23 protein-coding genes and 1 pseudogene are annotated in these 25,465 nt (G+C 69.8%); 7 read left to right on the top strand and 17 right to left on the bottom strand.

What is annotated here, in order from left to right; genetic code table 11:
* Nucleotides 1-96: 96 nt before the first annotated feature.
* From rfbB to OHA05_RS27455, 15 genes are all read right to left on the bottom strand, one after another.
* The gene (rfbB, locus tag OHA05_RS27525) at nucleotides 97-1,104 is read right to left on the bottom strand and encodes a dTDP-glucose 4,6-dehydratase (RefSeq protein WP_328861975.1); all 1,008 of its coding nucleotides are present in this window, start codon (nucleotides 1,102-1,104) and stop codon (nucleotides 97-99) included.
* On the bottom strand, nucleotides 1,101-2,159 hold the full coding sequence (locus tag OHA05_RS27520) for a glucose-1-phosphate thymidylyltransferase (protein WP_328861974.1): 1,059 nt from the start codon (nucleotides 2,157-2,159) through the stop codon (nucleotides 1,101-1,103). The genes rfbB and OHA05_RS27520 overlap by 4 nt, the downstream gene beginning before the upstream one ends.
* 95 nt (nucleotides 2,160-2,254) lie before the next feature.
* Complete coding sequence (locus tag OHA05_RS27515) at nucleotides 2,255-3,562, bottom strand: YcaO-like family protein (protein ID WP_328861973.1); 1,308 nt, start codon at nucleotides 3,560-3,562, stop codon at nucleotides 2,255-2,257.
* Nucleotides 3,559-6,141, bottom strand: coding sequence for a class III lanthionine synthetase LanKC (gene lanKC, locus OHA05_RS27510; RefSeq protein WP_328861972.1), 2,583 nt, complete (start codon nucleotides 6,139-6,141; stop codon nucleotides 3,559-3,561). The genes OHA05_RS27515 and lanKC overlap by 4 nt, the downstream gene beginning before the upstream one ends.
* A 48-nt stretch (nucleotides 6,142-6,189) precedes the next feature.
* Nucleotides 6,190-7,911 carry a daptide biosynthesis intramembrane metalloprotease gene (gene mpaP, locus OHA05_RS27505; RefSeq protein ID WP_328861971.1) on the bottom strand — a complete coding sequence of 574 codons (1,722 nt, stop codon included), beginning with the start codon at nucleotides 7,909-7,911 and terminating at the stop codon, nucleotides 6,190-6,192.
* Nucleotides 7,908-8,651 (bottom strand): ABC transporter permease, encoded by a 744-nt coding sequence (locus OHA05_RS27500; RefSeq protein ID WP_328861970.1) that lies wholly within the window; start codon nucleotides 8,649-8,651, stop codon nucleotides 7,908-7,910. Before OHA05_RS27500 ends, mpaP begins: the two co-directional genes overlap by 4 nt.
* Nucleotides 8,644-9,378 (bottom strand): ABC transporter ATP-binding protein, encoded by a 735-nt coding sequence (locus OHA05_RS27495; RefSeq protein ID WP_328861969.1) that lies wholly within the window; start codon nucleotides 9,376-9,378, stop codon nucleotides 8,644-8,646. Before OHA05_RS27495 ends, OHA05_RS27500 begins: the two co-directional genes overlap by 8 nt.
* Nucleotides 9,375-9,569, bottom strand: coding sequence for a hypothetical protein (locus OHA05_RS27490; RefSeq protein WP_328861968.1), 195 nt, complete (start codon nucleotides 9,567-9,569; stop codon nucleotides 9,375-9,377). The genes OHA05_RS27495 and OHA05_RS27490 overlap by 4 nt, the downstream gene beginning before the upstream one ends.
* 129 nt (nucleotides 9,570-9,698) lie before the next feature.
* The gene (locus OHA05_RS27485; RefSeq protein WP_328861967.1) at nucleotides 9,699-9,875 is read right to left on the bottom strand and encodes a daptide-type RiPP; all 177 of its coding nucleotides are present in this window, start codon (nucleotides 9,873-9,875) and stop codon (nucleotides 9,699-9,701) included.
* A gap of 90 nt (nucleotides 9,876-9,965) precedes the next feature.
* Nucleotides 9,966-10,154, bottom strand: coding sequence for a daptide-type RiPP (locus OHA05_RS27480; protein ID WP_328861966.1), 189 nt, complete (start codon nucleotides 10,152-10,154; stop codon nucleotides 9,966-9,968).
* 96 nt (nucleotides 10,155-10,250) lie between these two features.
* The gene (gene mpaC / locus OHA05_RS27475; protein ID WP_328861965.1) at nucleotides 10,251-11,453 is read right to left on the bottom strand and encodes a daptide-type RiPP biosynthesis dehydogenase; all 1,203 of its coding nucleotides are present in this window, start codon (nucleotides 11,451-11,453) and stop codon (nucleotides 10,251-10,253) included.
* Nucleotides 11,450-12,733: a daptide-type RiPP biosynthesis aminotransferase gene (gene mpaD, locus OHA05_RS27470; protein WP_328861964.1), complete on the bottom strand. Its 1,284-nt coding sequence runs from the start codon at nucleotides 12,731-12,733 to the stop codon at nucleotides 11,450-11,452. Before mpaD ends, mpaC begins: the two co-directional genes overlap by 4 nt.
* Nucleotides 12,730-13,551 (bottom strand): daptide-type RiPP biosynthesis methyltransferase, encoded by an 822-nt coding sequence (mpaM, locus tag OHA05_RS27465; RefSeq protein ID WP_328861963.1) that lies wholly within the window; start codon nucleotides 13,549-13,551, stop codon nucleotides 12,730-12,732. The genes mpaD and mpaM overlap by 4 nt, the downstream gene beginning before the upstream one ends.
* Complete coding sequence (gene mpaB, locus OHA05_RS27460) at nucleotides 13,548-14,654, bottom strand: daptide biosynthesis RiPP recognition protein (RefSeq protein WP_328861962.1); 1,107 nt, start codon at nucleotides 14,652-14,654, stop codon at nucleotides 13,548-13,550. The genes mpaM and mpaB overlap by 4 nt, the downstream gene beginning before the upstream one ends.
* A 17-nt stretch (nucleotides 14,655-14,671) precedes the next feature.
* Complete coding sequence (locus OHA05_RS27455) at nucleotides 14,672-15,631, bottom strand: LLM class flavin-dependent oxidoreductase (RefSeq protein ID WP_328861961.1); 960 nt, start codon at nucleotides 15,629-15,631, stop codon at nucleotides 14,672-14,674.
* 492 nt (nucleotides 15,632-16,123) lie between these two features.
* Between OHA05_RS27455 and OHA05_RS27450 the strand changes: the two genes are divergently transcribed.
* The 6 genes from OHA05_RS27450 to OHA05_RS27425 are packed head-to-tail and all read left to right on the top strand — an operon-like array spanning nucleotide 16,124 to nucleotide 22,472.
* The gene (locus tag OHA05_RS27450) at nucleotides 16,124-17,170 is read left to right on the top strand and encodes a glycosyltransferase family 2 protein (RefSeq protein WP_328861960.1); all 1,047 of its coding nucleotides are present in this window, start codon (nucleotides 16,124-16,126) and stop codon (nucleotides 17,168-17,170) included.
* Nucleotides 17,167-18,546 (top strand): NDP-hexose 2,3-dehydratase family protein, encoded by a 1,380-nt coding sequence (locus OHA05_RS27445; RefSeq protein ID WP_328861959.1) that lies wholly within the window; start codon nucleotides 17,167-17,169, stop codon nucleotides 18,544-18,546. The genes OHA05_RS27450 and OHA05_RS27445 overlap by 4 nt, the downstream gene beginning before the upstream one ends.
* Entirely contained in the window at nucleotides 18,546-19,580 is a 1,035-nt protein-coding gene (locus OHA05_RS27440; protein WP_328861958.1) for an NAD-dependent epimerase/dehydratase family protein, read from the top strand. Before OHA05_RS27445 ends, OHA05_RS27440 begins: the two co-directional genes overlap by 1 nt.
* A complete protein-coding gene (locus OHA05_RS27435) occupies nucleotides 19,577-20,689 on the top strand; it encodes a DegT/DnrJ/EryC1/StrS family aminotransferase (RefSeq protein WP_328861957.1) in 1,113 nt (370 codons plus the stop codon). The genes OHA05_RS27440 and OHA05_RS27435 overlap by 4 nt, the downstream gene beginning before the upstream one ends.
* The gene (locus tag OHA05_RS27430; protein WP_328861956.1) at nucleotides 20,686-21,258 is read left to right on the top strand and encodes a dTDP-4-dehydrorhamnose 3,5-epimerase family protein; all 573 of its coding nucleotides are present in this window, start codon (nucleotides 20,686-20,688) and stop codon (nucleotides 21,256-21,258) included. The genes OHA05_RS27435 and OHA05_RS27430 overlap by 4 nt, the downstream gene beginning before the upstream one ends.
* Entirely contained in the window at nucleotides 21,255-22,472 is a 1,218-nt protein-coding gene (locus OHA05_RS27425; protein ID WP_328861955.1) for a class I SAM-dependent methyltransferase, read from the top strand. The genes OHA05_RS27430 and OHA05_RS27425 overlap by 4 nt, the downstream gene beginning before the upstream one ends.
* 81 nt (nucleotides 22,473-22,553) lie before the next feature.
* Here OHA05_RS27425 and OHA05_RS27420 read toward each other — a convergent pair whose 3' ends face one another.
* On the bottom strand, nucleotides 22,554-23,123 hold the full coding sequence (locus OHA05_RS27420) for a DUF317 domain-containing protein (RefSeq protein ID WP_328861954.1): 570 nt from the start codon (nucleotides 23,121-23,123) through the stop codon (nucleotides 22,554-22,556).
* A gap of 218 nt (nucleotides 23,124-23,341) precedes the next feature.
* On the opposite strand from OHA05_RS27420, the pseudogene OHA05_RS27415 reads away from it, so the two are divergent.
* A pseudogene (locus OHA05_RS27415) lies at nucleotides 23,342-23,677 on the top strand (3'-5' exonuclease); the annotation flags it as partial.
* A gap of 459 nt (nucleotides 23,678-24,136) precedes the next feature.
* On the opposite strand, the gene OHA05_RS27410 reads toward OHA05_RS27415, so the two are convergent.
* Complete coding sequence (locus tag OHA05_RS27410) at nucleotides 24,137-25,465, bottom strand: class I SAM-dependent RNA methyltransferase (protein ID WP_328861952.1); 1,329 nt, start codon at nucleotides 25,463-25,465, stop codon at nucleotides 24,137-24,139.

Raw genomic sequence — 25,465 nt, 5'->3', positions numbered from 1 at the left:
AAAGCTTCGGCAAAGAAGTTGTGGAGGGAGGGGTGCCACATTGTTGAGGAAGAACTGAGGAAGCCCGTCCCAGGGACCCCAGTTGCCCGCATTTGATCACCGCACAGGGGTCCGGAGTGGCTCCCACCAGTCGCGGTGCGCGCGGTACCAGTCGACCGTCGCCGCGAGGCCTCGCTCGAAGTCGTGGCGGGGGCGGTAACCCAGTTCCTCGCGGGCGCGCGTCCAGTCGACGGAGTACCGCAGGTCGTGCCCCTTGCGGTCCTCGACGTGGACCACCCGCTCCCATCCCGCGCCACAGGCTTCCAGCAACAGGCCCGTGAGCTCCTTGTTGGTGAGCTCGGTTCCGCCGCCGATGTTGTAGGTGCGGCCCGGGCGGCCCTGGGCGCGGACGAGTTCGATGCCTCGGCAGTGGTCTTCCACGTGGAGCCAGTCCCGTACGTTCGCGCCGTCTCCGTACAGCGGGACCGTCAGGCCGTCCAGCAGGTTGGTCGCGAAGCGGGGGATGACCTTCTCCGGATGCTGGTGTGCGCCGTAATTGTTCGAGCAACGCGTGATACGGACGTCCAGGCCGTGGGTGCGGTGGTAGGCGGAGGCGACGAGGTCGGCGGAGGCCTTGGACGCCGCGTACGGCGAGGTGGGGGCGAGCGGTTCCGCCTCGTCCCAGGAGCCGTGGGCGATCGAGCCGTACACCTCGTCGGTGGAGACCTGGACGAAGGTGGTGACCCGGTGCCGTACGGCTGCTTCGAGCAGTACCTGGGTGCCGAGCGTATTCGTCCTGACGAAGTGGGAACCCGAGGCGATGGACCGGTCGACGTGGGATTCCGCGGCGAAGTTCACCACCTCGTCGTGGTCGGCCATCAGTTGGCCCACCAGCTCCGGATCGCAGATGTCACCCCGTACGAAGGAGAAGCGCGGGTCAGTCCGGACGACCGCGAGGTTGGTGAGGCTGCCCGCGTAGGTGAGTTTGTCGAGGACGGTGACGGTGACCCCGGGGCCCTGCGATCCGGTGGTGGCCGCCCGCGCCCAGGGGGCCAGCAGCATCCGGACGTAGGCCGAGCCGATGAACCCGGCACCACCGGTGACCAGGACCTTCGTGGGAGTCATGCGAGGATCTCGACCTTGCTGTGATCGCCGATCACCAGCCGGTGCGCGGCGAGGGCGGGGGTGACCACGGCCTCACGGCCGATGAGGGACGCTTCGACCCGGCGCACACCGTCGATGCGCGCGCCGTCCAGCACGATCGAGTGTGCGATCTCGCTGTCGAGCACCGAGCAGCCCGACGCGATGGAGGCGTACGGGCCGATGAGCGACCCGGTGACCGTGCTGTCGGCGCCGATCACGGTGGGGCCCGTGATCCGGGACCGGATGATCCGCGCGCCCGGCTCCACGACGACCTGACCGATCAGCTCCGAGGCCGCGTCGACCGTACCTTCGACGCGGGTGACGAAGGTGTCCAGGACGGATCGGTTGACCTCCAGCATGTCGGCGACGTTGCCGGTGTCCTTCCAGTAGCCGGTGATCCGGGTGGAGCGGACGTCGCGGCCCGTGTCGATCAGCCATTGGAGAGCGTCGGTGATCTCGAGTTCGCCGCGGGCGGACGGTGTGACGGCGCGTACGGCCTCGTGGACGGTACGGGTGAAGAGGTAGACGCCGACCAGGGCCAGGTCGCTCTTGGGGTGCCGGGGCTTCTCCTCGAGGGCCAGCACCCGTCCGTCGGCGCCCAGTTCGGCGACGCCGAAGGCGGTCGGATCGGGCACCTGGGTCAGCAGGATGTGGGCATCGGGCCGCTCACGGCGGAATGCATCGACGATCCGTGTGATGCCTCCGGCGATGAAGTTGTCCCCGAGATACATCACGAAGTCGTCGTCGCCCAGCCAGTCCCGGGCTGTCAGTACAGCGTGGGCGAGGCCGAGCGGAGCCGACTGCGGAATGTAGTCGACCTGCAGTCCGAACCGGCCGCCGTCGCCGACGGCGGCCCGGATCTCGGGGGCGGTGGCGCCCACGATGATGCCCACCTCCGTGATACCGGCCGCGGCGATGTCCTCCAGGACGTAGAAGAGCACCGGCTTGTTGGCGACCGGAATGAGTTGCTTCGCCGCGGTGTGGGTGAGGGGCCGCAGCCTTGTCCCACTGCCGCCCGCGAGGACGAGAGCTTTCACGATGACTCCGGCTGTGAGGGACGGACGAGAGGGGAGCTTGTGCCGACAGCGACACCGGGGCCGGCACCTGGAGCAGGCCCGGGACCGGTGGCGTCTCACGGCAAGGGGTGCGGCCTGTCGGAGAAGGCGGAGACGGGCCCCGTGCGACGGCCGGTGCGGGCCTGGGCGGTCCGCAGCCGGCCGGTGTGCCAGCTGAAGTCGTGGCCCTCGACCAGCCGCAGGGGTTGGTATCCGACCGGTATGACCTTGACCGCGGCCCACCCCATCTCGCGCAGCCCGACGGGGAGCCGTTGGGTGAGGTCGATCGCGAGCGGATCCGCACCGTCGGCGACCAGGCTCCGTACGACCGCGTCGGTCGGCACCTCGCTCCAGGTCCGGTGCGGGGTCTCCCGGATGAAGCCGTCGACCCACTCGCGGACTCGCTCGTAGCCCTCACGGGAGGCCAGATGCCGCAGTCGGTCGTCGTCGTTGTCGATCCGCGTCGGCGCTTCGCCGAAGCCGTGCTCGTCCCAGGAGTTGAGGATCACCGAGCGGACCTGGAGGGCTTCCTGCAGTGCCCCGAGCATGCTCCACCAAGGGTCGTCCGAGGCGTTGCACCCCACCGTCGCCAACGGACCGGCCCCGGTCTCGTCGATGATCGCGGCGATGGTGCAGACGACGCCCGGCACCGCGGTGGGCATGTCCGCCAGGACCGGTTCGAGTCCCGCCTGCTCGGTCTTCTGCCACAGGGCCGCGAGGTTGCGGCGCTTGCTGTTCTGCTTCCCGCCGAGCCCAGCGGCGGCGTCGTCCGTGGTGAGCGAGAACGGCGTCACTCGCGCCAGCCGCAGTCGCTCTTCCCATGCGATGAGGAAGGCATCGCGCTCGATGACTTCCATCAGACCGGCGCGCAGCGCCATGGCGTAGCCGTGGCCGGAGGCCGCTCCGGACGGAGTCGGGTCGAAGTGCCGTGCCTCGGGCGAGGCGTCCGGATAGTCCACGAGCGGCGCGGGTACCAGAACCTCGGTCCCGTCCCGCAGCCTCCGGGCCGGGTACCAGGTCAGGACCTCGTCGGCGGCGCGCGGGTCGCCCAGCACCGTGTCCGGGCCGTGGAACGCCAGCGCCGACCCGCCGGCTTCCCGCGCTGTGGCGCGTACGGTGCCGGGCGGGGCCGCCGCCGAGGGGAAGAGCGCGTAGCGCTCCACGGCTTCGCCCACACCACGTGTCAGAGCGTCGGATCGCGAGTGCCCGTACGCCCCGACGACGCACGGGTCCAGGGCACGGCCGACGGGCTCCGAGGAGGGGGTACCGGGGGCGATCCGTACCAGGGCACGCCACAGCAGATCGGTGGGCGGGGCGGGCGGCTGGACCTCGCACCGTTCGGCGAGCCCCTGCGTACGGTCCAAAGTGGCAAGGAAATCGATCACGAGGCGGCTCCTTCACGCGGCTCTCGGCCGCTCCTGCGGAAGAACGGAAGTGACGGTCCGTCGTCCGTGAGCGCGGCGTTCAGCGCGAGCAGCACCCCCGCGGCTCCCGTGGCGAGATCGGTCGAGACCCGCATGGCCTCGTGCCCCAGGAAGGCAGGTCGGTCGTCAAGGCGCACGGTCTGCAGGGCGAAGCCGTTCACATGGAGACTTACGCTCTCCTCCTCTCCCCCGTTCTTCTCCGCGTCGGTGCCGTCGGCCAGGTGACGCAGGGCCACGAGCGTGCCCGCGCGGCCGTGGAACAGGCCTGCCTGGGCCACGAATCTGCGCCGGGCCGATCCCAGGATCGCGTCACGCGCGCGGATGAGCTCGGGTTCCGGACGGTGCGTCACGAAGTCGTGCAGCACCATTCCGGTACCCGCACTTCCCGTGGCCAGCAACGGCGCCCGCCCCGGAGCTTCTTCGGGCAGGTGATCACCCTTCCAGCCGAGGTGGGTCAGTTCCTGTCGCAGCGCGGTGTGGGCGTGCTCCAGATAGGACGGGGCGCCGGTTTCCTCGTACAGCCGCAGCAGGAACAGGGCGCGGCCCGCAGGCCCCCGCAGCAGCCCGAAACGTGTCCTGCCGTCCGGGCTCGTCGGCCCGGCGGTGATCCGCTCGGCCAACCGGACGGCCCGGTCCAACAGGGCGCCCTCGCCCGTGCGCCGGGCGAAGTGGAGCAGGGTGAGCCCCACCCCGGAGGTCCCGCTGAGCAGGGTGTCGTCAGTGCCGTCGGCTTCGGTGTCGAGGCGGTCCCCGACCTGGGAGACGAGTGCGCGGGCGGTCTCGGCACGCCCGAGCCGGTCCAATGCGAAGGCGATTCCGCTCAGCCCGGTGCAGAAGCCCGGTGAAGGGCGTTCCAGGGCTTGGGTGGCGGCGACCAGCCAGTCGGTGAGGCGTGCGGGGACCGACGCGCCGGCCTCGGCCAGGGACCACAGGACCCCGGCGGCGCCGTAGGCGAAGGCCGCCCCGCCCTCGGACGTGGCGAACTGCTCCGGGTCCCCGGGGAAGAGCCGGTCCTGTCGGTCCGGTGTAGCGGTGGCCAGGACCCCGTCGATGATCTGTGTGCGCAGCGCGGGCCAGTCCTCACGGAGAACCGGCCGCTGGTCTGCGGCGGGCCGGGAGCGCGTCGCGTCGGCCGGGATGCCCAGATCGCGCCGAACGGTGTCGGCGAAGTCCGCGGGTACCGGGAAGTGTGCGACGACCGCGTCGATGAGGTCCTCCGTCTTCGACGGGCCCCAGAGCTGCAGAGTCGGCAGTGGGATGAACACGGCCAGGCGCAGACAGCCCAAGGCGTAACGGTCGATGGCCGGGCCCCGGTACTCGGCCGGTGCGGTGAACCCGGGTGCTCCCATGGTCTGCCTGGCCGGGGAATCCACGGAGTCGGCCGTCTCGAAGTCGATGAAGACGACCGTGTCGTCCGGGCGGACGAGGATGTTGGACGGGTGCAGGTCGCGGAAGACGACTCCGCGGGCATGCAGGGAGGCGATGCCTTCTTCGACCAGGCCCAGAATCCTCAGGGCCCACTCGGTGTACGCGGTGAAGTCCTCGGGGGACCGGCTGTCGCGCGCCAATGGGTTGCGGCGGACCATCTCCTTGGCGAGGGGCTCGCCTTCGGCGTACTCCCTGACCAGGAAGTAGTGTTCGCGCCCCTTGCGGAAATCGATGAGGCGGGGAATGCAGTCCAGTCCGGCCAGTTGCTCCAGCGCCCAGTGTTCCCGTCGCTGGCGGCTGACCGCGTCCTCGCCGTCCACCAGACCGGCGAAGGGACGGGCTTCGCGGAGCAGGACGTCCGCGCCGTCCCGGTTGTCGGTGCCCCGGTAGACGCCTCCTCCGTTGGAGAAGTGCAACGCGGAGGTGACTCGGTAGGGGAAGTCCTCCAGGGTGCCGGAGTCGCGTGCCGCGGCCGATTCGGCCAGGCAATCAGGAAGGGGTGCCCAGGCGGGCGGCCGGAAGCCGGGGCCGCGGTGGTCGGGGACCAGCCTGCCTTCGGGGTCCTCCACGCAGTGCACGAGTTCGCCGTTGTCCGCCCGTACGGTGCGCAGGAGGAAGCCGCCGTAGCGCACGTAGAGCGGGCCGGACCGGTATCTCAGGTCGCTGAGGATGTAGGGGCCTTCGCAGCCACTCAGGAGGTCGTCCAACTCGCGCAGGATGAGGGCCAGGTGGGCCTCGTCGAGCGGGTAGATGGTGACGAACTTACCGCTGGCGCTGCGGTCGCCGTACTTGCTGTTGCGGAATTCGAGTACGGCACGGCTGCGGAGGAACTTGAAGGTGATGCCGCCCGCGAGGCAGTACTTCCAGACGGTGGCCAGGATGTTCTCGGCGTTGTCGGGGGTCGCCGACACGTGGATCTTCCAGCCCTGCCCGGGTATTCCGGCGTCGGACGGCGTGATACCGATCCACTCGGTGCCGCCGTCCCGGCCCCAGCCGGGGCCCGGCTCCTCATGGGCGAGCGGGAAGTCGTCCTCGTCCGTGTGCGCCGTGGCCGGCAGGTCGAAGAACGGGCTGCCGGGAGGGCAGTAGTGAAGATGTCTGCCTACGTCCATAACCTTTACCTGTCTCCCATGCCGGCTGCCTGGCCCGGCGTCGGGATGTCAACGCCCATAGGGGGATACGTACTTGAGATACAGCCACTCCCACGCGGGGCGGCTGCCCGCGTCGACGTACGCCAGACCGGCGCGCTCGGCCGGAGCCTTGTCCGTGCGCAGCGCGAAGCCCGACACCTCCATCGGGAAGTGGTCGCCCTCGCGGAAGGGGACGAAGGCGGACAGTGGTGCCGTCCCCCGTGTGGCACGGTCCACCGCGACGACGCCGGTGCCGACATCGGTGCCGATGACCAGGCCGCGCCGTTCCAGGCGGACCTGGGAGCCCCGTGCGACCGCGTCGGTGTCGGCCGTGTCGGCCAGTACCAGCCGGACCTGACCGCCTTCCTGGACGAATCCGCCGACCACGCTGTAGGGCAGCCGGACGAACACCAGGGCGGCTGCGACGGCGGCGACGGCCAGCACCGAGGCGAAGGCGATCCGCAGGCGGCCTGCCCCGGCCCGCCGTGCCTCGCGCAGCAGCCGTTCACCGCCGTTCCAGGCGTGGTACATCAGGTAGCTGATCGCCGCGGCCATCACGGCCGCGCCGACGAGGCCCAGGCTCTGCACGACGTCCGACCACAGGCCGATCGCGACGGCGACGAGGTAGAGGGGGAAGAGCATGCAGGCGAAGCCGAAGGGCACGGCCCAGGTGAGCTGCGGCAGTTCACGGCTGTACCGGCCACCGAACAGGATCCGGGCCAGGAACCGCCGCGCGTCGGTCATGGACCGGTCGCGCAGGTGTGGGATGTCGAGGTGGCTCATCAGGGCGAGATAGCCGTCGAGCTTCACGAGCGGTACGAAATTGAGTACGCCCGTGAGGTAGGTGGAGACTCCGAAGATCAGCATGCCGTCGTGCAGCGGCGAAGGGCCGTTGACCGTGGACAGCACGAGCGCGGCAAGGGAGACCGTTCCGGCGACCACTGTCTGCGTGACGATGCCCGCCAGGGCGACGCGGGTGCGCTGTTCCTTGTGGGGCAGGCGCCAGCCGTCGGACACGTCGCAGAAGAAGGCGGGCGACATGTAGAAGAGCATCACGCCCATCCGGCTGGGGCGTCCGCCGTAGTGGGCCAGGACCGCACCGTGGCCCATCTCGTGGAGCGCGGTCGTGACGATCGTCGCGGTCATCACACCGAGCAGGACGGCGAACGGCAAGGGCTGTCCGAGCGCCTGCGACAGCGCCGGGGCCTGCACGGTGAGCGCCAGCAGTCCGCCCAGGACGAGTATCCCGGCGACGACGGCCACGACCCGGTTCGCCAGCAGCCTGATGAGCGGCACCAGCCGGTTCAGCAGTCGCTGCGGCTTCAGGACGGTGAACTGCAATGTCAGAGGTGGTACGTATTTGAACCACGTGCCGCTGTGCCGGTGGATCCGTCCGTCCTCCAGCAGGCGCATCTCCTGGAGCTTGTGGACGGCGGTGGCGACGGCGTGCTCCGTCCAGGGGCCGCCCAGCGTGCTCACCAGAGCCGCGTGGTCGCGTTCTCCGTCCATGGAACGCATGAGCTTGGCCATGTCCGCGCCGACCCGGATGTACTGCTGTCCGGACTGCACGATCCACAGGGAACCGTCTGCCGTCGGCTCGTGCACCTGGACCCGTGGGGCGAGCCGGGGGCGGCGGGTCAGTTCGGCCGTCTCCGCCGCCGACGGTTCGGCGGCGGCCCGCTTGCGGCGACGCCGGGGCCGGCCGGCCGGGCCCGGTGCGGTCCGCGCGGTCCGCTCGTCGGTCAGGGTCATGTGATGTCCCGGGTTGCGAGAAGCCTGCGGGCCGAGTATCCGGCGAGCGCGAGCCAGCCCGCGATGACGAGCAGGGCCAGGGGGATCGACAGCATCTCCGGCTTGGCGTCGCGGTAGACCGCGCCCATGGCGATGCCCATCGTGAACTTGCCGACGGCGGGCAGCACTCGGAAGAGCGTCTCGTCGACGAAGAGTGTCACCACCAGCACGAGCGTCACGCTCGCCGCCTGGTTGCGGATGATCCATCCGAGCAGGACCCCCCACGGCGCGGCCAGCGCGGCCACGGTGAACACGCCGAGCAGCGTCAAGGTCGCCTCGCCGCTCCACTGGACGTCCATGCCGAACAGGGTGAAGAAGCCCCAAAGGGAGAGCGGGGCGAGGCCCGCCGCCAGCAGCGCGAAGATCAGGCCCATGGCCGTTCCGACGATCGTCTTGGCCGCGAGCAGCCGCGTCCGGCTGCCGCACAGCAGGACGGACCGGTTGATGGCTCCGGTGTTGTACTCCCGGCTCACGAAGAGGGCGCCGAAGAGGACGGAGGCCAGGAGGACGGAGAACCAGGAACGGATGAGCTCGGCGGTGGCCGCTGCGGCGTCGGTCGCGCCGGAGTCCATCTGCTGGTCGGCCACGGCTGCGGCGCCGCTGCTGCCCAACAGGCCCATGAACACAGCGAGTGCGGCCATGATCCACCAGGTGCGGCCGCTCCATGCCTTGAGCCATTCGGCGTTCAGCACCTCACGCATCGATGCGCCTTTCCGCTTCTGTGCCGACCAAATCGAAGAATCGTGCCTCCAGGCTGGTTCCGCTGTCCGGGACCAGCTCGGATATGGGACCGCTGTACCGCAGGGTGCGCTGCAGGATCACCACGTCGTCCACTGTCTGTTCCACCTCGGAGAGCAGGTGGCTGGAGAGCAGGATGGTGCGCCCCTCGTCGGCCAGTGAACGCAGGAAGGTCCTCAGCCACCGGATGCCGTCCGGGTCGAGCCCGTTGGCCGGCTCGTCGAGCACCAGCAGTTCCGGGTCGGCGAGCAACGCCACTGCCAGCGCGTGCCGCTGCCGCATGCCGGTGGAGTAGCCCTTGATCTTCCGGTCGCCGCTGCCGGTCAGCCCGACCCTGTCCAGGACCTCGTCGACGCGCGCCGCGGGCAGGCCGAGCATCCGGGCCCAGATCCGCAGATCGCGGCGCCCGCTGGTGCCGGGCATCGGGGAGATGCCGTCCATGCTGACCCCGACCCGGCGCGCTGCGTCGGGCAGGTCGGCGTAGGGGCGCCCGAAGACGGTGGCGGTGCCGGAACTGGGGCGTGCGAGCCCGAGGAGCATACGCAGCGAGGTGGTCTTCCCCGCGCCGTTGCGGCCGAGCAGCCCCACGATGCGGCCCGGCCGGACATCGAACGTCACGTCCTCCACCGCGGCGAACTCACCGAACCGCTTGGTCAGGCCGCGGAGGGAGACCGCTGCGGTGTCGCTCATCCCCTGCCCGCCCGCCGGTTCGCGTTCATCTGGTACGCGCAGATGAAGATGAAGACGGCCGAGGCACCGATGAGGACCCACTGCGCGGTCCCGTCGAGCGCGGCGCCGACAGGCATGAGGATCAGTGCGAGCAGCCCCGTCATCATGGTGAGCGACTTGTTCGACGGATACCGGTTTCCGGTGTTCGACATGTGATTCTCCCTTTCTCCTTCTGAGGATGTTTCACGCTCCGCACTCCCGGCCCCGGACGGTTGAGGGCCGTCCGGGGCCGGGCGTCACCGCTGTTGACACCGCGAGGGGCACACGCCCCCGGGCAGGTATCAGGTAGAGGCAGCCACGCTGAGCGCACCCACTGCGATGCTGAACATCAGGCCGTCCTTGAAACCGGTGTAGAAGCCCGGGGCCTCCATGGCCTCCAGCTCTTGCATCCCCAGCTCCAGAGCCGGTCCATTATCCTTCAGCTCAAAGCCCGTCTTGGGCTCGAAGATCGCCTGCATATCGATACCTCTTCTCGATCGGTACTCGGGGCGGTTGGTGCTGGTCGCCCCCGGACCGCAGTCAGGCGGTCCGGGGGCGGCCGGGCCGTTCTAGGTGATCGCCGCGCCGCTGACGGCCACGTAGACGCTGCCGTAGGCGATGGCGCTGGTGACAGCCGTGCCCGTGCCGAAGCCGGCCCACGTGGACCAACCCGGGGCCTCCATGGCCTCGAGCTCCTGCATGCCGAGCTCAAGTGCCGGCACAGACAGGTCCTGCGAGAAGTCGATGACTCCCTGCATGATGTTTCCCTCCCTCTGAAATCGGATTTCGTGTGTTCCCCCGTTCCCCGCACCGTGATCACGGTGCGGGGTCCGGAAGTCTGTGGTGACGCGGCGTCAGCGCAGTGCCGGTTCCGCGTCGAGTACGGCGCCGTCGAGCAGGCCGCGTACGTCGGCGGCCCGCAGCCCCCCGAGCATCGGCAGTCCGGCTCCCCAGGCGCGCACGGTCCGGGCCGTGACCGTGTCCAGCCGGGCGGCCTCGGCGCTGATCCGTCGGTCCACCAGCCAGGCATCGGTCAGTGCGCCGATCCCCGCCGCCGGGTCCTCGGGCAGGGCGTCCGGATCGGTGGCACGCAGCAGCGCCCACATCCGGGACAACCGCCGGGCCGACCCCAGCCGTTGGTCGCCGTCGGCGATGGCACGCCACAACGGCTCCAGCAGCGCCGCCACGGCGGTCATCTTGCGCAGCCCGAGCACGGACGACAGCTCGTTGGCCAGGTACCAGCCCTTGGCCCCGTACCGATCGCGTCCGATGTACGTCCAGCCCAGGTGGGTCAGTCCGCTCACCTTGGCGATCTCCAGCCGGATCCGGTCGTCGCTGTGCCCGCCGCCCAGCCGTACATCACGCAGCTGATGCCCGAGCCGGGCCAGCCGCCCGGCCAGGGTCTCGGCCAGCGCGTCCTCGGTCGGCAGGTCGCGGTGGTCGCCCACATACAGGCTCACCACACGGAACAAGGCCTCCAGCACGCCCTCGGCGATCAGCTCGTCCGGCAGTGTGGCGGTGGCCAGCGGGTCCAGTACGGCGACATCGGGTCGCAGCGACTCCCCCAGGATCAGCCGCCTGCCCTGCGGGAAGACCAGGCACGCCGCCGCGCTCAGTTCCGCACCCGTACCGACGGTGGTAGGCACCGCGATCATGGGAAGGCCGCGGTGGATCTCGGGCGGGAGCAGGATCAGCCCGCTGCGCTGCGGCAGGGTCAACCGCGTGCGGGCGGCCGGGTTGTTCCGCACCAGGGCCGCCAGCTTGGCCTGGTCGAGCAGGGCGCCGCCGCCGACGGCGACGATCAGATCCGTACCGCTCAGGCGGTCCGCCAGCGCGAGGACACCGTCCGCGTCACCGGGACCGTCCAGAGCCAGGACGCGCACGTCACGGCTCGGTCCTGCGACCGAGGTCCGTACCCGGGAGACGATCGGCCCGTCGGCGACGGCCGCGTCGACCAGTACGGTGACGTGCCGCGTGGCAGGCCGTGCCTCCAGCCATCCGGCGATCCCGTCGGCGCCGAACAGGGTGAGCGTCGGGCAGTGCCAGCTGAGGTTCATCCGGCCACCCCTGCCGCCCCGGCTGTCGCCGTCCGGGCGTACGCCGTCAGTCCGGTACGTACCCGCTCCAGCAGCTCGGCCAGTTCGGCATCACGGTAGGTCAGCGCGGGGAAGAGCTGGATGCCGTGCGGTCCGGGGTGCACGATGGCACCCGCCGCCCTGATCGCCGCGACCACGGCCGGGACCTCGGTTTGCGGCAGGGGCGTCCCGTCCCGGCCGCACAGTCGCAGGGCCCGGAAGCAGCCGATGCCGGTGGCGCCGGTGACATCGGGACGATCGGCGACCATCCGGTCCAGCTCGGCGTCCAGGAGTTCGGCCAGCCTGCGGCCGGCGGCGATCGCGTCGAGCCGGCGCATCTCCTCGATGGTGGCGAGGATCGCGGCACACGTCGCCGGGGTTCCGGCTTGGGTCTCGCCGTGCGCCAGCACGGCTCCCGCGTCGCTGAACACCCGAGCCACCTCGGTCGAGACGACGACGGCGGCGGCAGGCATGGTGCCGTTCGTGAGCCCCTTGGAGACGACCACCAGATCGGGCTGCCCGGCCCACCGCTGCGAGGCGAGGAAGGAACCGGTACGGCCGAAGCCGGTGGCCACCTCGTCGGCGACCAGCAGGAATCCGTGCTCGTCACGCAACCGCAGCAGAGCGTCCACGTACTCCTCGGTGAGCGGTACCGCCCCGCTGCCGAGGACGGGTTCGACGACAACGGCCGCGATCTGGCTCCCCTGTCTGCCGAGCAGCGTCACCAGCTCGGCCGGGTCGTTCGGGGCCACGTGCCGCACCAGCCGCTGATCGACGCCGTACACCGACTGGCCCAGATCATCGCCGGTCAGCGCGAAGCTGCCGAAGGTGAGGCCGTGGTAGCTGCCGCGCAGACCCACCACCACCTTGCGCCGGGCGTCGCCGCGCAGCGCGTGGTGCAGCCTGGCGACCTTCATCACCAGGTCGTTGGCCGCGCCGCCCGAGGTGGAGAAGAGCACCCGGCCGTAGTGGTCGGCGCCGCAGAGGTCGACGAGGGCCGTCGCGGCTTCGCGGGCATAGCTGTTCTCGTACCGGAAGACGCTCAGGTAGGAGGCGTCACGCAGGGCCACCGCCACCGCCTCGGCGATGACGGGATTGCCGTAGCCGATGTTGGTGTTCCACAACCCGCTGGTTCCGCACAGCAGTTCACGGCCGTCTGCGAAGCGCACGCGGACGCCTTCGGCGGAGACCGCGCACAGCGCATCGTCGCCCTGGTGCCCGGGCGGCAACAGTGAGGGCCACAGGGCCTGTCCGGCGTTCATCGGGTCTCCACCTCTGCTTCCAGGAGTACGGATTCGTGTCGGTCGCCACCGGTGCGCAGCGTGTGCCGGGCGTTCACCCGGAACCCGGCGGAGACCAGTTCGTCCTCCAGCAGGTCGGCCGGGATGGCCGCGACGGTCGAGGTGCACACGTGGACCGGGCCTTCGGAGAGCTCGGCCGCGTGGAGGGTGACGGTGCGCGTGCCGGTCCGCGGGGACCAGTGCTCGTGCAGGTGATAGAGCCGACCGCTGGCACCGAGCATGTCGATGCGTATCTCGTCCTGCGTGGATCCGGAGGTGGGGTACGTGGTGGAGAGCAGGAACGCTCCGCCGGGGGCCAGATGGTCGCGCACCGTGCCATAGAGCGCGGTACGGCCCTCTTCGTCGAGCAGCGAGATCGAGGTCGTCCCGAGAACGACCGCTCCGAACCGGCGGTCCAGGGCGAAGGACGTCATGTCCCCCTCGACGGTGGTGCAGCGTTCGCGCAGTCGCCCGGGAGCCTGCTGAAGGCGGGCCCGGAGCAGGTCCAGCATGGAGCGTTCCAGCTCGAGCGCCGTGACGTCCTTGCCCGCCGCGAGCAGGGGCATCGTCAACCGGCCTGTTCCTGCGGCGAGTTCCAGTACCGGCCCAGGGCGTCGACGGACGAGACCGATCAGTTCACGGACCTCATGGGTGTCGTTTCTGCTGAGGTCGTCGTAGATCAGTGATCCGGCCTCGTCGTAGATCCCGCACATGACCACCCGGTCACCGAGCTCGGCCAGCGCGCGGCCGGCCCGCCCGGGGACCATCTGCGGCGTTCCGCCGATGACCGTCGCCGTCATCGGACCCCCGCCATCGGGGCCGGGACCGAGAGCCGGACACCGGCGCTGGAGAAGAAGGTCTCGACCTGGGTCAGCGCGGCGCGGTCCGCGTGGGCGGCGGCGGCCTCGACCGATCCGTGGACCATCAGGGTCTCGGCCAGCTCCGCGGCGGCACGGTCGAGGGCGAAGAACCGGCCGGTGCCGGCACTGTGCATCACGGCCTTCTCCTCGGTCCAGAGCAGCAGCGGGGCATCCACGTCATCGCGGTCGGCGGCGCTTTCGCCGAGTTCGGCCAGGCCGGGCACCAGGCGGCCGCCGAATCCGGAGACCTTGAGGCCGGTGATGCCCCGGGACCGAAGCTCCCGGACAGCGTCGAGGGCGGCCAGATACCGGCCGAGCCACGGCCGTGCGGTCAGCGCGTCGGTACGTGACCGGTCGGGCACGGCGAGACCGAGGGAGACCGCGCAGGGCTGTGCGCTCCCGGAGTTGAGCCTGGTCCACTCCGCCGCCAGAGCCGCGCCGCCGTCGGCGACGGTGCCCAGGGGCAGGGCTACGGGCGAGAGGGACACCTCTCCGGTGGACCGCACGTACAGGCGGGTGAACGGGCCGTCGCCGACCGGGCCAGCGCCCAGCGCGGAGAGGTCGCCGATACGCACGGCGGGATCGGTGGCGAAGGCTACGAACGCCCCCTGATTCCGGGCGCGGTCCGCGTCCGCCAGGTACCCGTCGAAGTCGGCCTCTTCGGTGACCCTGATCAGCGTCGGGCCGATCACCGACATGTACTCGCTGGTGGCGTAGTCCTGGGTCTGCAGGAAGAAGGAGTCTCCGACCGACATCTCGTCGCCGGGCTCGGCGAGGGACCCTTCGTACGGGACGACGAGGGGCCCGACCGCCCCCGGGGCCTGCGGATCCGTCTGGCTTCCCGGACGGCCGTCCGGCACGAAGACGACAGTCCGGTCGCCGACGAAGTCCGAGGCCAGCACGGAGGCGAGGTGTGTGGCGCTCTCCAGTACGACGGTCGCGGTGCGGGTGTCCTGCGCCGGCCCGTTGTTCCCCGGGCCGGTGCGGCCCGTTCCCCAGGACGCCAACTGCCGCTTCGCCCACTTGAGCTGACTGTGTTCCATGTCCCCCGTGCCCTTCATTACGCGACAGCTGCCAGAATCGTCTTGAGGTCCGCCATGGCCGCATGGTGGCCGTGCAGGTTGAACACTCCGGTCGTGTTCAGCACGACCTCGTCCACCCCCGCCTCCCGGAACTCGGCGAGCTGTTCGACGAGTTCGCCGATGTCCCCGTGGAGGAAACCGCGGCCCTCCACCAGGCGTTTGGCGCTCAGTGTCGTGTCGCCCTCGTCCACCGCGATACCGGCGCGGTGGAGCATGTCGATGTAGTGCGGTGCCGCGAGATGTGGAGCGTTGCCGGCCAGCGCGACCTCCGCCGGGTCACGGTCCGGCCGGCGCAGGGCCAGCGGCACCATGGCCACGATCCTGGGCACCGGCCGGCCTGCCGCCGCGGCACCCTCCCGCAGGGCCGGGAGCACGGTGTCGCGCAGGTACGACGCCGGCGTCAGCCAGGTGACGGCGCAGCCCGCGACCGCACCGGCGACGCGTGCCATGCCAGGACGCAGCACACCGAGTCCGAGTTCCACCGGAGGAGCCGGGCTCGGCGACAGCCCGCCGTGGCATGAGAAGTACTCGCCTTCGGCCTGCACGGTTTCGCCGTCGAGCAGCCCGCGGACAATGCCGAGATACTCACGGGCCGCGGTCAGCGGACTGGCGTACGGGGCCCCGAGAAGACTGCGCTGGAATGCCGCCCCGCCGGGCCCGAACCCGGCCACCACCGGATTCCCGGTGGCCATGGCCAGCGATCTGACCTGGTGCGCGGCCTCATAGGGATGTCTCAACGGCATCAGCGTGACACCGAGCCCCACCGGGACCCGGAATCCGGATCCCGCCGCGGCTGCGAAGCCCTGGAAGGGATCGACGAGCATCGACTGGCCCTGCCACAGCCGTTCCGCCGCGGTCCAGTCCACCAGAGCGGCATACGGCAGCAGCTGTTCCGGCCTGCGTGGCAGGAACGGAACAAGAACTGAATACGTGGTCATCTGTCCCCCGAATCGCGCACATCGATGGTCAATTCGAGTGCAACGAGAATCCTTTCGACTGCGGCGACATATTACGTCCGGTCGTCAACCGCATTCTTTCGCCAAGGCCCCCTTGCGGGAATCTCGTTGGCGACATGGACAAACATAAACGCTGCGGGTGGGGCACCGCCCCCGTCGCAGGGCTAGGATCGCCCCCTCCACAGACCGGGATGTCCCCCACCTGGCATCCATAACGGCCTCTGCCTGCAGTGACGTACAGGTCAACGCCGCCCGGGACCGCCTGCGGACCCGCGAGAACGCCCCTGTTGACACCGGCCTCCCTTTCCGTTCAACCTGTTCCCTGGCATTCCATTACGAATGGCGCGGGCCGCGGAATTCTTCAGGGACCGACGGCTCGGCGCGAGGGTCGAGAGCAACGCCCGTTCGTTGCGGAAACACTGCAATCCAAAGAGCCTTCGCGCCTGCCAATTCGCCGAACGGAAGGAAGCGCCGATGCCCCGCGTCTCCGTTATATGCCCGACCTACAACCGCAGTCGGGCCATCCTGCCCACGCTGGACTCCGTCCGTACGCAGTCGATGCGTGACTGGGAGATGATCGTCGTATCCGACGGCAGCGACGACGACACGGACGAGGTCGTGGCCGAAGTCGCGGCGCAGGACGACCGGATCCGGCTGCGGCGGGTCCCGCACTTCGGCTTCCAGGCCGGCCCCACCAACCTCGTCCTGCCCGAGGCGAAGGGCGAGTACATCGCCTACCTGGACCACGACGACCGTTGGGAGAGCGGCCATCTCGCGCTCCTGACAGCAGCCTTCGACGACGGCGCGCAGTTCGTGGCCACCCGGGCGAGGAAGGTGAACGCGTCCGGCGCGGTCACCTCCACTGCTGATCCGCTGACCATGTGCTGGGCGCCTGAACTCCAGCTGATGAATCCCCTGTTCGAGAACTCGTGCGCGGCGCACCGGGCAGGCCTCGCGGAGTCGGTGGGCGGCTGGCGCGAGTCCCCGGTCGGCCTTGAGGACTGGGACCTGTGGCTGCGCATGACCGACGCGGGGGCGCGTTGCACGACGCTCCTCGACGTCACGGTCACCATGCTGGACGACCCCGGCACCCGGCAGCACAGCCTTCCGTGCGACTACGATCATGAGATCGCGCGGTTCGAGGACGCCCGTGCCGCCCGCGCCGGGTACCGGGCCCTCACCCATCCCCGGCATTTCCGAGCGGGGCTCGAAGCCAGCCGCGCGGATCTCCATCACTGGTACGGCTCGCTGGCCGACACCGGCGATCTGGTGCTGCCCCTCGGCTGGGAAGGCGGCACCGACGCCCTGACCGGGGCCGTCGACCGGCATGTGGAAGCCGTCCAGATGGTGTGGAACAACCTGATCATCGAACCCAAGGACGGCTATGTCGCCCTCGCCATGGTGCTGGGCACCATGACCGCTGATCACGCCGAGCGCTACAGCGCCCACTTCCGTACCACGATGACCCACCAGCAGGCGTTCTTCGAGGATGTCCTCCCCGCGGGAAGTGTGGCCCGGTGAGGTCCTTGGAGGAGTTCTACCGCGCGCTCGACGACGCCCGGGAGCGCATGTTCACCACGGTCGAAAGGGTGCCTCTGGACGCCCTGGCCGGGTGGTCCGCGGACCCGGCCACCGGGACCATCCGTCATCACCGCGGCGGCTTCTTCACCGTGGAGGGGGTGCGCGTCGACCGCCCGGGACATCCGGTCGACCACTGGTCCCAGCCGATCATCAATCAGCCGGAGATCGGTATCCTGGGCATCCTGGTCAAGGAGTTCGACGGCGTTCCGCACTGTCTGATGCAGCTGAAGGCCGAGCCCGGCAACTGCGACGGCATCCAGGTCTCCCCGACCGTTCAGGCGACCCGGAGCAACTACCTCCGAGTGCACGGCGGGAACCCCGTCCCCTACCTCGAGTACTTCAGGGAACCCTCCCGGCACCGGGTGGTGGCCGACGTCCGCCAGTCCGAGCAGGGCGCCTGGTTCCTGCGCAAACGCAATCGCAACATGGTGGTCGAGGTCCAGGGCGAGGTGGAACTCCTCCACGGATTCCACTGGCTGACGCTTCCTCAGCTTCACCGTCTGCTGGCCCAGGACGATCTGGTCAACATGGACACCCGGTCGGTACTGGCCTGCCTGCCTCTCATCGCCCCGGAACCGGAACACGAGCGGGGCCGGGACCGGGACGAATTCACCATGGCGCTGCTCCGTTCGTGCCGCCCGGGCTCGCCCACGCGGCATTCGGAGCAAAATCTCCTCAGCTGGATCACCGACACGCGGGTGCGCACCGACCTCTCCGTCAGCGGGGTGCCACTGACCGGACTCCCCGGATGGCGGCGGGTGGAAGGCCGTATCTCCCACGACAGCGGCCGGTTCTTCGACGTCATCGGTGTACAGGTGACGGCCGCGGGCCGCGAAGTCGCCCGCTGGGACCAGCCGATGATCGCGCCGTACGGCATGGGGGTCGTCGGCCTCCTCGTCACCCGTATCGACGGCGTCCTGCACGCTCTCGTTCAACTGCGCGCGGAAGTCGGCTACGTGGATGCCGTGGAGCTCGCCCCGACCTTGCAGTGCGTGCCGGAGAACTACGACGTCCTTCCCCCCGCCGCCCGGCCGCCGCTGCTCGACGAGGTGCTGGGGGCGCCCGCCTCCGCCGTCAGATTCGACACGGTCCAGTCGGAAGAGGGCGGCCGCTTCTACCATGCGCGGACCCGCCATCTCATCGTCGAGACACCGTACCGCCCCGAGTTGGCCGAGCACCCTGACTTCCGCTGGGTGACGCCGCACCAGCTGTCCGGCCTGCTGCGTCACAGCCACTACGTGAGCATGGAGGCCCGCAGCCTGCTCGCCTGTCTGCACTCCCTGGCCACGGTGTCCAGTCCCGCCGGAGTACGGTGATGGCCGGGGCCCGGACACCAGTTGCCCGCCCTCTGGTCACGGTGCTCGGTGCGTCGGGTTACATCGGTTCGGCCGTCGTCGCGCTCCTGCGCGGTCGGCCGGTCCGGTTGCGTACGGTGTCGCGCCGCCCTTGCACCGTGGCCGGTGACGGCCTCGCGGAACTGGACGTCCGCACGGCCGACCTCACCGATCCCGTCTCGCTCGCCGAAGCGGTGGCGGGCTCGGACGCCGTGATCCACCTGGTCACCCACCGGTCGGCCGCGGGCGACTGGCGGACCAGGGACGGCGACCCGGAGGGCGAACGGGCCAACGTCACAGTGACGCGCGACCTCATCGAGAGCCTCAGCTCCGGCCGGGCCGGCGGGCCGCCGCCCACGGTGATCTACGCAAGTACGGTCCTCCCGCCCGGCGGCCCGGCCCCGGCGAACGCATACGAACGGCAGAAACTGACCTCGGAGCGTGCTCTGCGGGCGGCCTCCGCGGCGGGCTCGCTCCGTGGCGTGGTCCTGCGGCTGCCGACCGTCTACGGCCACGGCCCCGTACCGGGAGACCTCGGCCGGGGCGTGGTGGCGGCCATGATCCGGCGGGCCGTCGCCGGTGAGCCGCTGACCATGTGGCACGACGGCACGATCGAAGTCGATCTCCTCCATGTCGAGGACACGGCCGGCGCCTTCCTGTCGGCGCTGGACCACGCGGAAGCCCTCGCCGGCCGATACTGGGACGCCGGCTGCGGATTCGGCCACGGCCTCGGGGATGTGTTCCGGACGATCGCCGAGATCGTCGGTCGGCACACCGGGCATCCACCGGTACCCGTGCTGCGGGTGAACCCGCCGGAAGGTGCCATCGGCATGAACTTCCGCAGCGTACGCGCCGATTCGTCCGCCTTCCGGTCGGTCACCGGGTGGCGGCCCCGGGCAGTCCTGCGCGACGCGCTGGAACAGGCCGTCGCCGCACACTCCGCATATACCGGACACGTACACACCCCCACACCCCCGCACGCCGGTCTCTCGACCAAGGAAGGGATCCACCTGTGACCACGTACGTCTGGGACTACCTGGAGGAGTACGCGAAGGAGCGTACGGACATCCTGGACGCCGTCGAAACGGTCTTCGGCTCCGGGCAGCTCGTGCTCGGCAAGAGCGTGCACGGCTTCGAGACGGAGTTCGCCGCCTACCACGGCGTGGACCACTGCGTGGGCCTGGACAACGGCACCAACGCGATCAAGCTCGCCCTCCAAGCCCTGGGGGTCGGCCCGGGCGACGAGGTGATCACCGTGTCGAACACGGCCGCCCCCACGGTGGTGGCGATCGACGCGGCCGGTGCCACCCCGGTCTTCGTCGATGTGCGTGAGGAGGACTTCCTCATGGACACCGACCAGGTCGCCGCGGCGATCACCCCCCGGACACGCTGCATCCTCCCGGTCCACCTCTACGGACAGTGCGCCGACATGGAGGTGCTGAAGGAACTCGCCGCGGCACACGGCCTGGTTCTCCTCGAGGACTGCGCCCAGGCGCATGGCGCCCGCCGACACGGCCGGCAGGCTGGCACCGTCGGTGACGCCTCCGCGTTCTCCTTCTACCCGACGAAGGTGCTCGGGGCGTACGGCGACGGCGGCGCGGCGATCACCTCCGACGCGGCCGTGGCCGACCGGTTGCGCCGACTGCGGTACTACGGCATGGAGGAGCGGTACTACGTCGTCGAGACGCCCGGGCACAACAGCCGGCTCGACGAGCTTCAGGCCGAGATCCTGCGCCGCAAACTCGGTCGCCTCGACGCCTACATCGAGGGCCGTCGCGCTGTCGCCCGGCGCTATGCCGAGGGATTGGCGGACACCGAGCTGATCCTTCCGGCCACCGCGCCCGGCAACGACCACGTCTACTACGTCTACGTGGTCCGCCATCCCCAACGGGAGCGCGTCATCGAGGCATTGAAGGCACGCGGTATCTCCCTCAACATCAGCTATCCGTGGCCGGTGCACACCATGTCCGGCTTCACCCACCTCGGTTACTCCCGGGGCACGCTTCCGGTCACGGAGGCCCTCGCGGGCGAGATCTTCTCGCTTCCCATGTACCCCTCGCTGCCACGCGATGTGCAGGACCGGGTGATCGGCACGCTGCGCGACGTACTGGCGGAACTGTCGTGAAGGCACGCGAGCTCTCGGTGCCCGGCGCGGTGGAGTACACCCCCACCCGCTACGTGGACGACCGCGGCCTGTTCGTCTCCACCTTCCAGGAGCGGGCCTTCGGGCCGCTCTTCCCGGTGAGACAGGCCAGTCAGAGTCTTTCCCGCAGGGGCGTGGTGCGGGGTGTGCACTACACCGCCGTGTCCCCGGGCACCGAGAAGTACGTCCACTGTCCGCGCGGTTCGGCGCTGGATTTCGTCGTCGACCTCCGCGTCGGTTCGCCGGCGTTCGGCACCTGGGACTCCGTCGTCCTGGACGACCGGACCTTCCGCGCCGTGTACCTCCCGCCCGGCGTGGGGCACGCTTTCGTGGCCCTGGAGGACGACACGGTCATGTCCTACCTGCTGTCGACCGGCTACGTCCCAGAGCACGAGCTCGCCGTGTCCGTCCTGGACCCGGAACTCGGCCTGCCCATTCCCCGTGACATCACCCCGGTCCTCTCGCAACGGGACCGGCTGGCGGTCACCCTCGCGGAAGCCGCCGACGAGGGCATGCTTCCGCTCTTCGCACATCCTCAGGAGAACCGATGACCACCTGCCGTATCTGCGCGGGACCGCTGACCGAGTTCCTCGATCTGGGGGCGCAGCCCAACTCCGACGCCTTCCCCGAGCCCGGGGAGACCGAAGGCGAGTTCTTCTTCAGGCTCGCCGTCGGGCGGTGCGGTTCGTGCACGATGGTGCAGTTGATGGAGGAGGTTCCCCGCGAGCGGATGTTCCACGAGGACTACCCGTACCACTCCTCGGGCTCCTCGGTGATGCGGGAGCACTTCGAGACCACGGCCCGCGGCATCCTCGCCGGCGTGGACGACAGCCAGGACCCCTTCGTCGTCGAGATCGGCTGCAACGACGGCGTCATGCTGGCGACCGTCGCCGCGGCCGGGGGGCGTCATCTGGGTGTCGATCCCTCAGCGGGCGTGGCCGACCGGGCGCGGGCCAAGGGAGTGCGGGTCCGTACCGCGTTCTTCGAGGAGGAGACAGCGCTCGACATCGCTGCCACCGACGGCCGGGCGGATGTCGTCTACGCCGCCAACACCCTGTGCCACGTCCCCTACCTGGACTCGATCTTCCGCGGTTTGGACGCGCTGCTCAAGCCGGACGGGGTGTTCGTCTTCGAGGACCCCTACCTCGGCGAGATCGTCGAGCGGACCTCTTTCGACCAGATCTACGACGAGCACTTCTACTTCTTCACGGCCCGTTCGGTGCGGAACATGGCCCTCCGCTACGGCTTCGAGCTGGTCGACGTCCTCCGTCTGCCCGTGCACGGCGGCGAGGTCCGCTACACCCTCGCACGCCAGGGCACACGGGTGCCCACGGCGGCCGTGGCCGAGCTGCTGGCCGACGAGGACAGCAAGGGACTCGCCGAGCCGGCCACGCTGGAGCGCTTCGCCGCCGACGTCCGGCGCACCCGCGACGAGCTGACCGCCTTGCTCACCCGGTTGCGGGCGGAAGGCCACCGGGTCGTCGCGTACGGAGCCACGGCCAAGAGCGCCACCGTCGCCAACTACTGCGGCATCGGGCCTGAGCTGATTTCCTTCGTCTGCGACACTACGCCCGCCAAGCAGGGGCGGCTCACTCCCGGCTCCCACATCCCGGTCCGGCCCTCGGACGCCTTCGGCGACCCCTACCCCGAATACGCGCTGCTCTTCGCCTGGAATCACGCGGAGGAGATCATGGCGAAGGAGCAGGAGTTCCGCGCGCGGGGCGGCAAGTGGATCTTCTACACTCCGCACGTGCGCGTTGTCTGACCCCCGTCTACGCCTGCGGCGGGGCAGCAAGGGGGGCCGGGACAACCGTCCCGGCCCCCCTTGGTGACTTGTACGTTGGCGTCACGCGCAGCAAGGAGAGACTCTCCGAGTGTCGGGCGCAGCGCATGCTGTTGCTTGCCTGTCGGGGTGGCGACGTAGAGGGCGCGGCGGGGTGGGGGCGGGGACGTCCTGGACGGTGCGCTGCAGCGGTTCGGTGGAGATGAGCGAGGCGGTGAAGGCCGCGACGAGCGTGGTGGGCGTACCGAACGAGAAGCGCGACGTCCAGTGCGGCTCGCTGGGGTACCCGCCCCAAGCCCGCCAAGCCAGTCCGCCGGAACCGCTGGTGGCGTAGCGGTGGCGTACACCGCCGAGTCCCTCCGGGGTGAGGAAAGTCTGCATGTCGTCGGTCTTGACGGCGTGGCTCCAGCTGCGGGTGAGCAGAGGCGGGTACGCCTCGTACGGCGGTGTCAGGTCTTGGAACAGCCGCTCCTGGTCGCTGTACCTGTCCTCGAGATAGAGGTCGGGCAGTTCGCCGTGGACGTCGTGCAGCAGTTCGGCGGGGTGTGGCGTCGAAGGTGACCGCCAGGCCGGCGGGGCGGACAGGGCCCCGGGTACTCCTCGGTCCTCGTCGCTCCCAGTCTCGAGGTCCAATGGCAGGGAATATGCGAAACAACCCTCTGGTCGCCCTCCGGAAGCAGCCGGACGGTCCCGGCAAGCCGACCTGGTCGCGGCTAGGGAGTTGGGTGGACAGCCAAGCCGGCGTTCGCCGAACTCGACGCGTGCGACGACGTGATCGACAAAGCCCCGGATACCGGAGAGAGGGTCGCGGAGTCCGGGGCGGACCTCCCCCGCAGAGCTGGAAGAGCTGGCTCAAGTTGCACAACATCGACTCGGTGGAGATCCGTTCCGACGGCCCGCACGGTTCCACTGGCGTGCACATCGGCACGATGTTCCGGTTCAAGGGGCTGGAGTACCAACAGCGAATGGTCATCGCGGGCGTGGCGGACAGAATCGTGCCGCGCAAGGCCGTCAACAACCTGCGCGACGGAGACCCTGTCCGTTGCCGGCACGAGATCCAGCAGGCCCGGTCCCTACTGTTCGTGGCGGCGACACGCGCCCGCGACAGTGTGCACGTCTTCTGGCACGGAAAGCCCAGCCCGTTCCTCGACGACTCATGGGGCGACACGCCAGAGTTGGCATCCTGAAGCCAGACCAGCACCACCATGTGTGCAGTCTGAGCAGGGCCCATGCCTGCCGGCTAGCCGCCAATAACCGCGCTGGCGCCATAAGCGTCAACGACGTCAGCTTCCCAACGCCATGGCTTTGGTATGGGCAGTCGACCAGGCTACGGCGGAGCCCATGGCCAACAGGATCGGTACGGGTCCCCAGCCAGTCCGGAGGTCGGGCACTCATGTTCCGGGAGCACACGTGGCTTGGTCGCGTGCTCGGGCTCGGCTGCGGAACATCGCGCCACCTGACTGGAGGTCAGATTGAGCGACAACTGAGCGTCAAGAATTCTTTGAATCCATCAGCGACGGTGGAGAATTGGTTGCCCCGCCGCCGAAAGTCGCACGTCAGTCCCCCCAACTCAGGCTGATCGACCAATCCATCTGTTGCATCGCCGAAAAGAGGCCGAAGACCCACGGAGGCCGAAAAGCTGCAGGTCAGGCACCCTTGTCCGCAGGCTCCAGGATCGCCACGCACTCCACGTGATGCGTCATCGGAAACAGGTCGAACGCCCGCAGCGTCCGCACCCGGTACCCGTTCTCCGCGAAGTACGAGATGTCCCGCGCCAGCGCCGCCGGGTCGCACGCCACGTACGCGATCTTGCGCGCTCCCAGGCCCGCCAGGTGCTTCACCGTCTGCTTGCCCGCCCCCGCGCGCGGCGGGTCGAGCACGATCAGGTCCACCTCGGTGATCTGCGTGCGCGGCAGCACCTGGTCGACCTTGCCCTGTTCGATGCGGACGCGGTCGAAGTTCTGCAGGTTGTGACGCGCGTCCTCGACCGCGCGCTTGCTCGATTCGATGCCGAGCACCGCGCCCTTCTCGCCCACCCGGTCGGCGAGGGCGCCCGCGAACAGGCCGACGCCGCAGTACAGGTCCAGCGCCATGTCGCCCTTGCGCGGGAGCAGGCCCTGCATGACGGCCTTCATCAGGGTGTCCGCGGCCTGCGGATGGACCTGCCAGAAGCCGCCGTTGCCGACGCGGTAGGTGCGGTCGTCGGCACGCTCGCGGACGAAGGCGCGGCCGTGCACCCGGTGCACTCCCCCGTCGCGCTCGTCCACCCGCAGCACCGAGACCGGCTTGTCCAGCTCGACCAGCGGGAGCCGGCCGCCCGGCTTCGGGGTCAGGATGACCTGGCGGTCGTGGGAGCCGGTGGCCGCGATCGCCTCGACCGTGGACATCTGGGCCCAGTCCTGCTTCTCGATACCCAGCTCCGTCACGCCCGGGGCCGCGATCATGCAGTGGTCGATCGGCTGGACGTCGTGCGAGCGGTGCTTGCGCAGACCCGCGCGGCCCTCCGTGTCGATCGCGTACTGCACGCGCGTGCGCCAGGCCGGCACCTCGCCCTGCGGCAGTTTGTCGCCCTCGGCCGGCATGACCGTGCCGTCCCAGCCGGCCTCCTCGGGGGTGAGGCCCGCGAGCCGCTCGAGCTGTTCGGCGATCACCTCGCCCTTGAGCCGGCGCTGGGCACCCGGCTTGGCGTGCTGCCAGTCGCAGCCGCCGCAGTTCCCCGGGCCGGAATACGGGCACGGCGCCTCGATGCGGTCCTTGGAGGCGTCGATGATCCGTACGGCGTCGGCGCGCAGGAAGCGGGAGTCCTCCTCGCCCTCGGTGACCCGGGCGACGACCTTCTCACCGGGCAGCGTGTGCCGGACGAACAGCACCCGCCCCTCCTCGGTGCGGGCGATGCAGTGGCCACCGTGGGCGACCGGCCCGACCTCGACCTCGTACTCTTCCCCGACCAGCGAAGACTCAGGTGCGTTCTGCAT

It is taken from the genome of Streptomyces sp. NBC_00306 (genome assembly GCF_036169555.1).
Lineage (GTDB): Bacteria > Actinomycetota > Actinomycetes > Streptomycetales > Streptomycetaceae > Streptomyces > Streptomyces achmelvichensis.
This window is presented reverse-complemented; position numbering and strand designations above follow the sequence as displayed.

Excerpts from the sequence above, each read along its gene's own strand:
- mpaB (WP_328861962.1), bottom strand. The coding sequence starts at position 14,654 with ATGGAACACAGTCAGCTCAAGTGGGCGAAGCGGCAGTTGGCGTCCTGG.
- rfbB (WP_328861975.1), bottom strand. The coding sequence starts at position 1,104 with ATGACTCCCACGAAGGTCCTGGTCACCGGTGGTGCCGGGTTCATCGGC.
- OHA05_RS27440 (WP_328861958.1), top strand. The coding sequence starts at position 18,546 with ATGGCCGGGGCCCGGACACCAGTTGCCCGCCCTCTGGTCACGGTGCTC.
- mpaD (WP_328861964.1), bottom strand. The coding sequence starts at position 12,733 with ATGAACGCCGGACAGGCCCTGTGGCCCTCACTGTTGCCGCCCGGGCAC.
- OHA05_RS27480 (WP_328861966.1), bottom strand. The coding sequence starts at position 10,154 with ATGCAGGGAGTCATCGACTTCTCGCAGGACCTGTCTGTGCCGGCACTT.
- mpaM (WP_328861963.1), bottom strand. The coding sequence starts at position 13,551 with ATGACGGCGACGGTCATCGGCGGAACGCCGCAGATGGTCCCCGGGCGG.
- mpaC (WP_328861965.1), bottom strand. The coding sequence starts at position 11,453 with ATGAACCTCAGCTGGCACTGCCCGACGCTCACCCTGTTCGGCGCCGAC.
- OHA05_RS27500 (WP_328861970.1), bottom strand. The coding sequence starts at position 8,651 with ATGCGTGAGGTGCTGAACGCCGAATGGCTCAAGGCATGGAGCGGCCGC.
- lanKC (WP_328861972.1), bottom strand. The coding sequence starts at position 6,141 with ATGGACGTAGGCAGACATCTTCACTACTGCCCTCCCGGCAGCCCGTTC.
- OHA05_RS27490 (WP_328861968.1), bottom strand. The coding sequence starts at position 9,569 with ATGTCGAACACCGGAAACCGGTATCCGTCGAACAAGTCGCTCACCATG.
- OHA05_RS27425 (WP_328861955.1), top strand. The coding sequence starts at position 21,255 with ATGACCACCTGCCGTATCTGCGCGGGACCGCTGACCGAGTTCCTCGAT.
- OHA05_RS27485 (WP_328861967.1), bottom strand. The coding sequence starts at position 9,875 with ATGCAGGCGATCTTCGAGCCCAAGACGGGCTTTGAGCTGAAGGATAAT.
- OHA05_RS27455 (WP_328861961.1), bottom strand. The coding sequence starts at position 15,631 with ATGACCACGTATTCAGTTCTTGTTCCGTTCCTGCCACGCAGGCCGGAA.
- OHA05_RS27410 (WP_328861952.1), bottom strand. The coding sequence starts at position 25,465 with ATGCAGAACGCACCTGAGTCTTCGCTGGTCGGGGAAGAGTACGAGGTC.
- mpaP (WP_328861971.1), bottom strand. The coding sequence starts at position 7,911 with ATGACCCTGACCGACGAGCGGACCGCGCGGACCGCACCGGGCCCGGCC.
- OHA05_RS27495 (WP_328861969.1), bottom strand. The coding sequence starts at position 9,378 with ATGAGCGACACCGCAGCGGTCTCCCTCCGCGGCCTGACCAAGCGGTTC.
- OHA05_RS27450 (WP_328861960.1), top strand. The coding sequence starts at position 16,124 with ATGCCCCGCGTCTCCGTTATATGCCCGACCTACAACCGCAGTCGGGCC.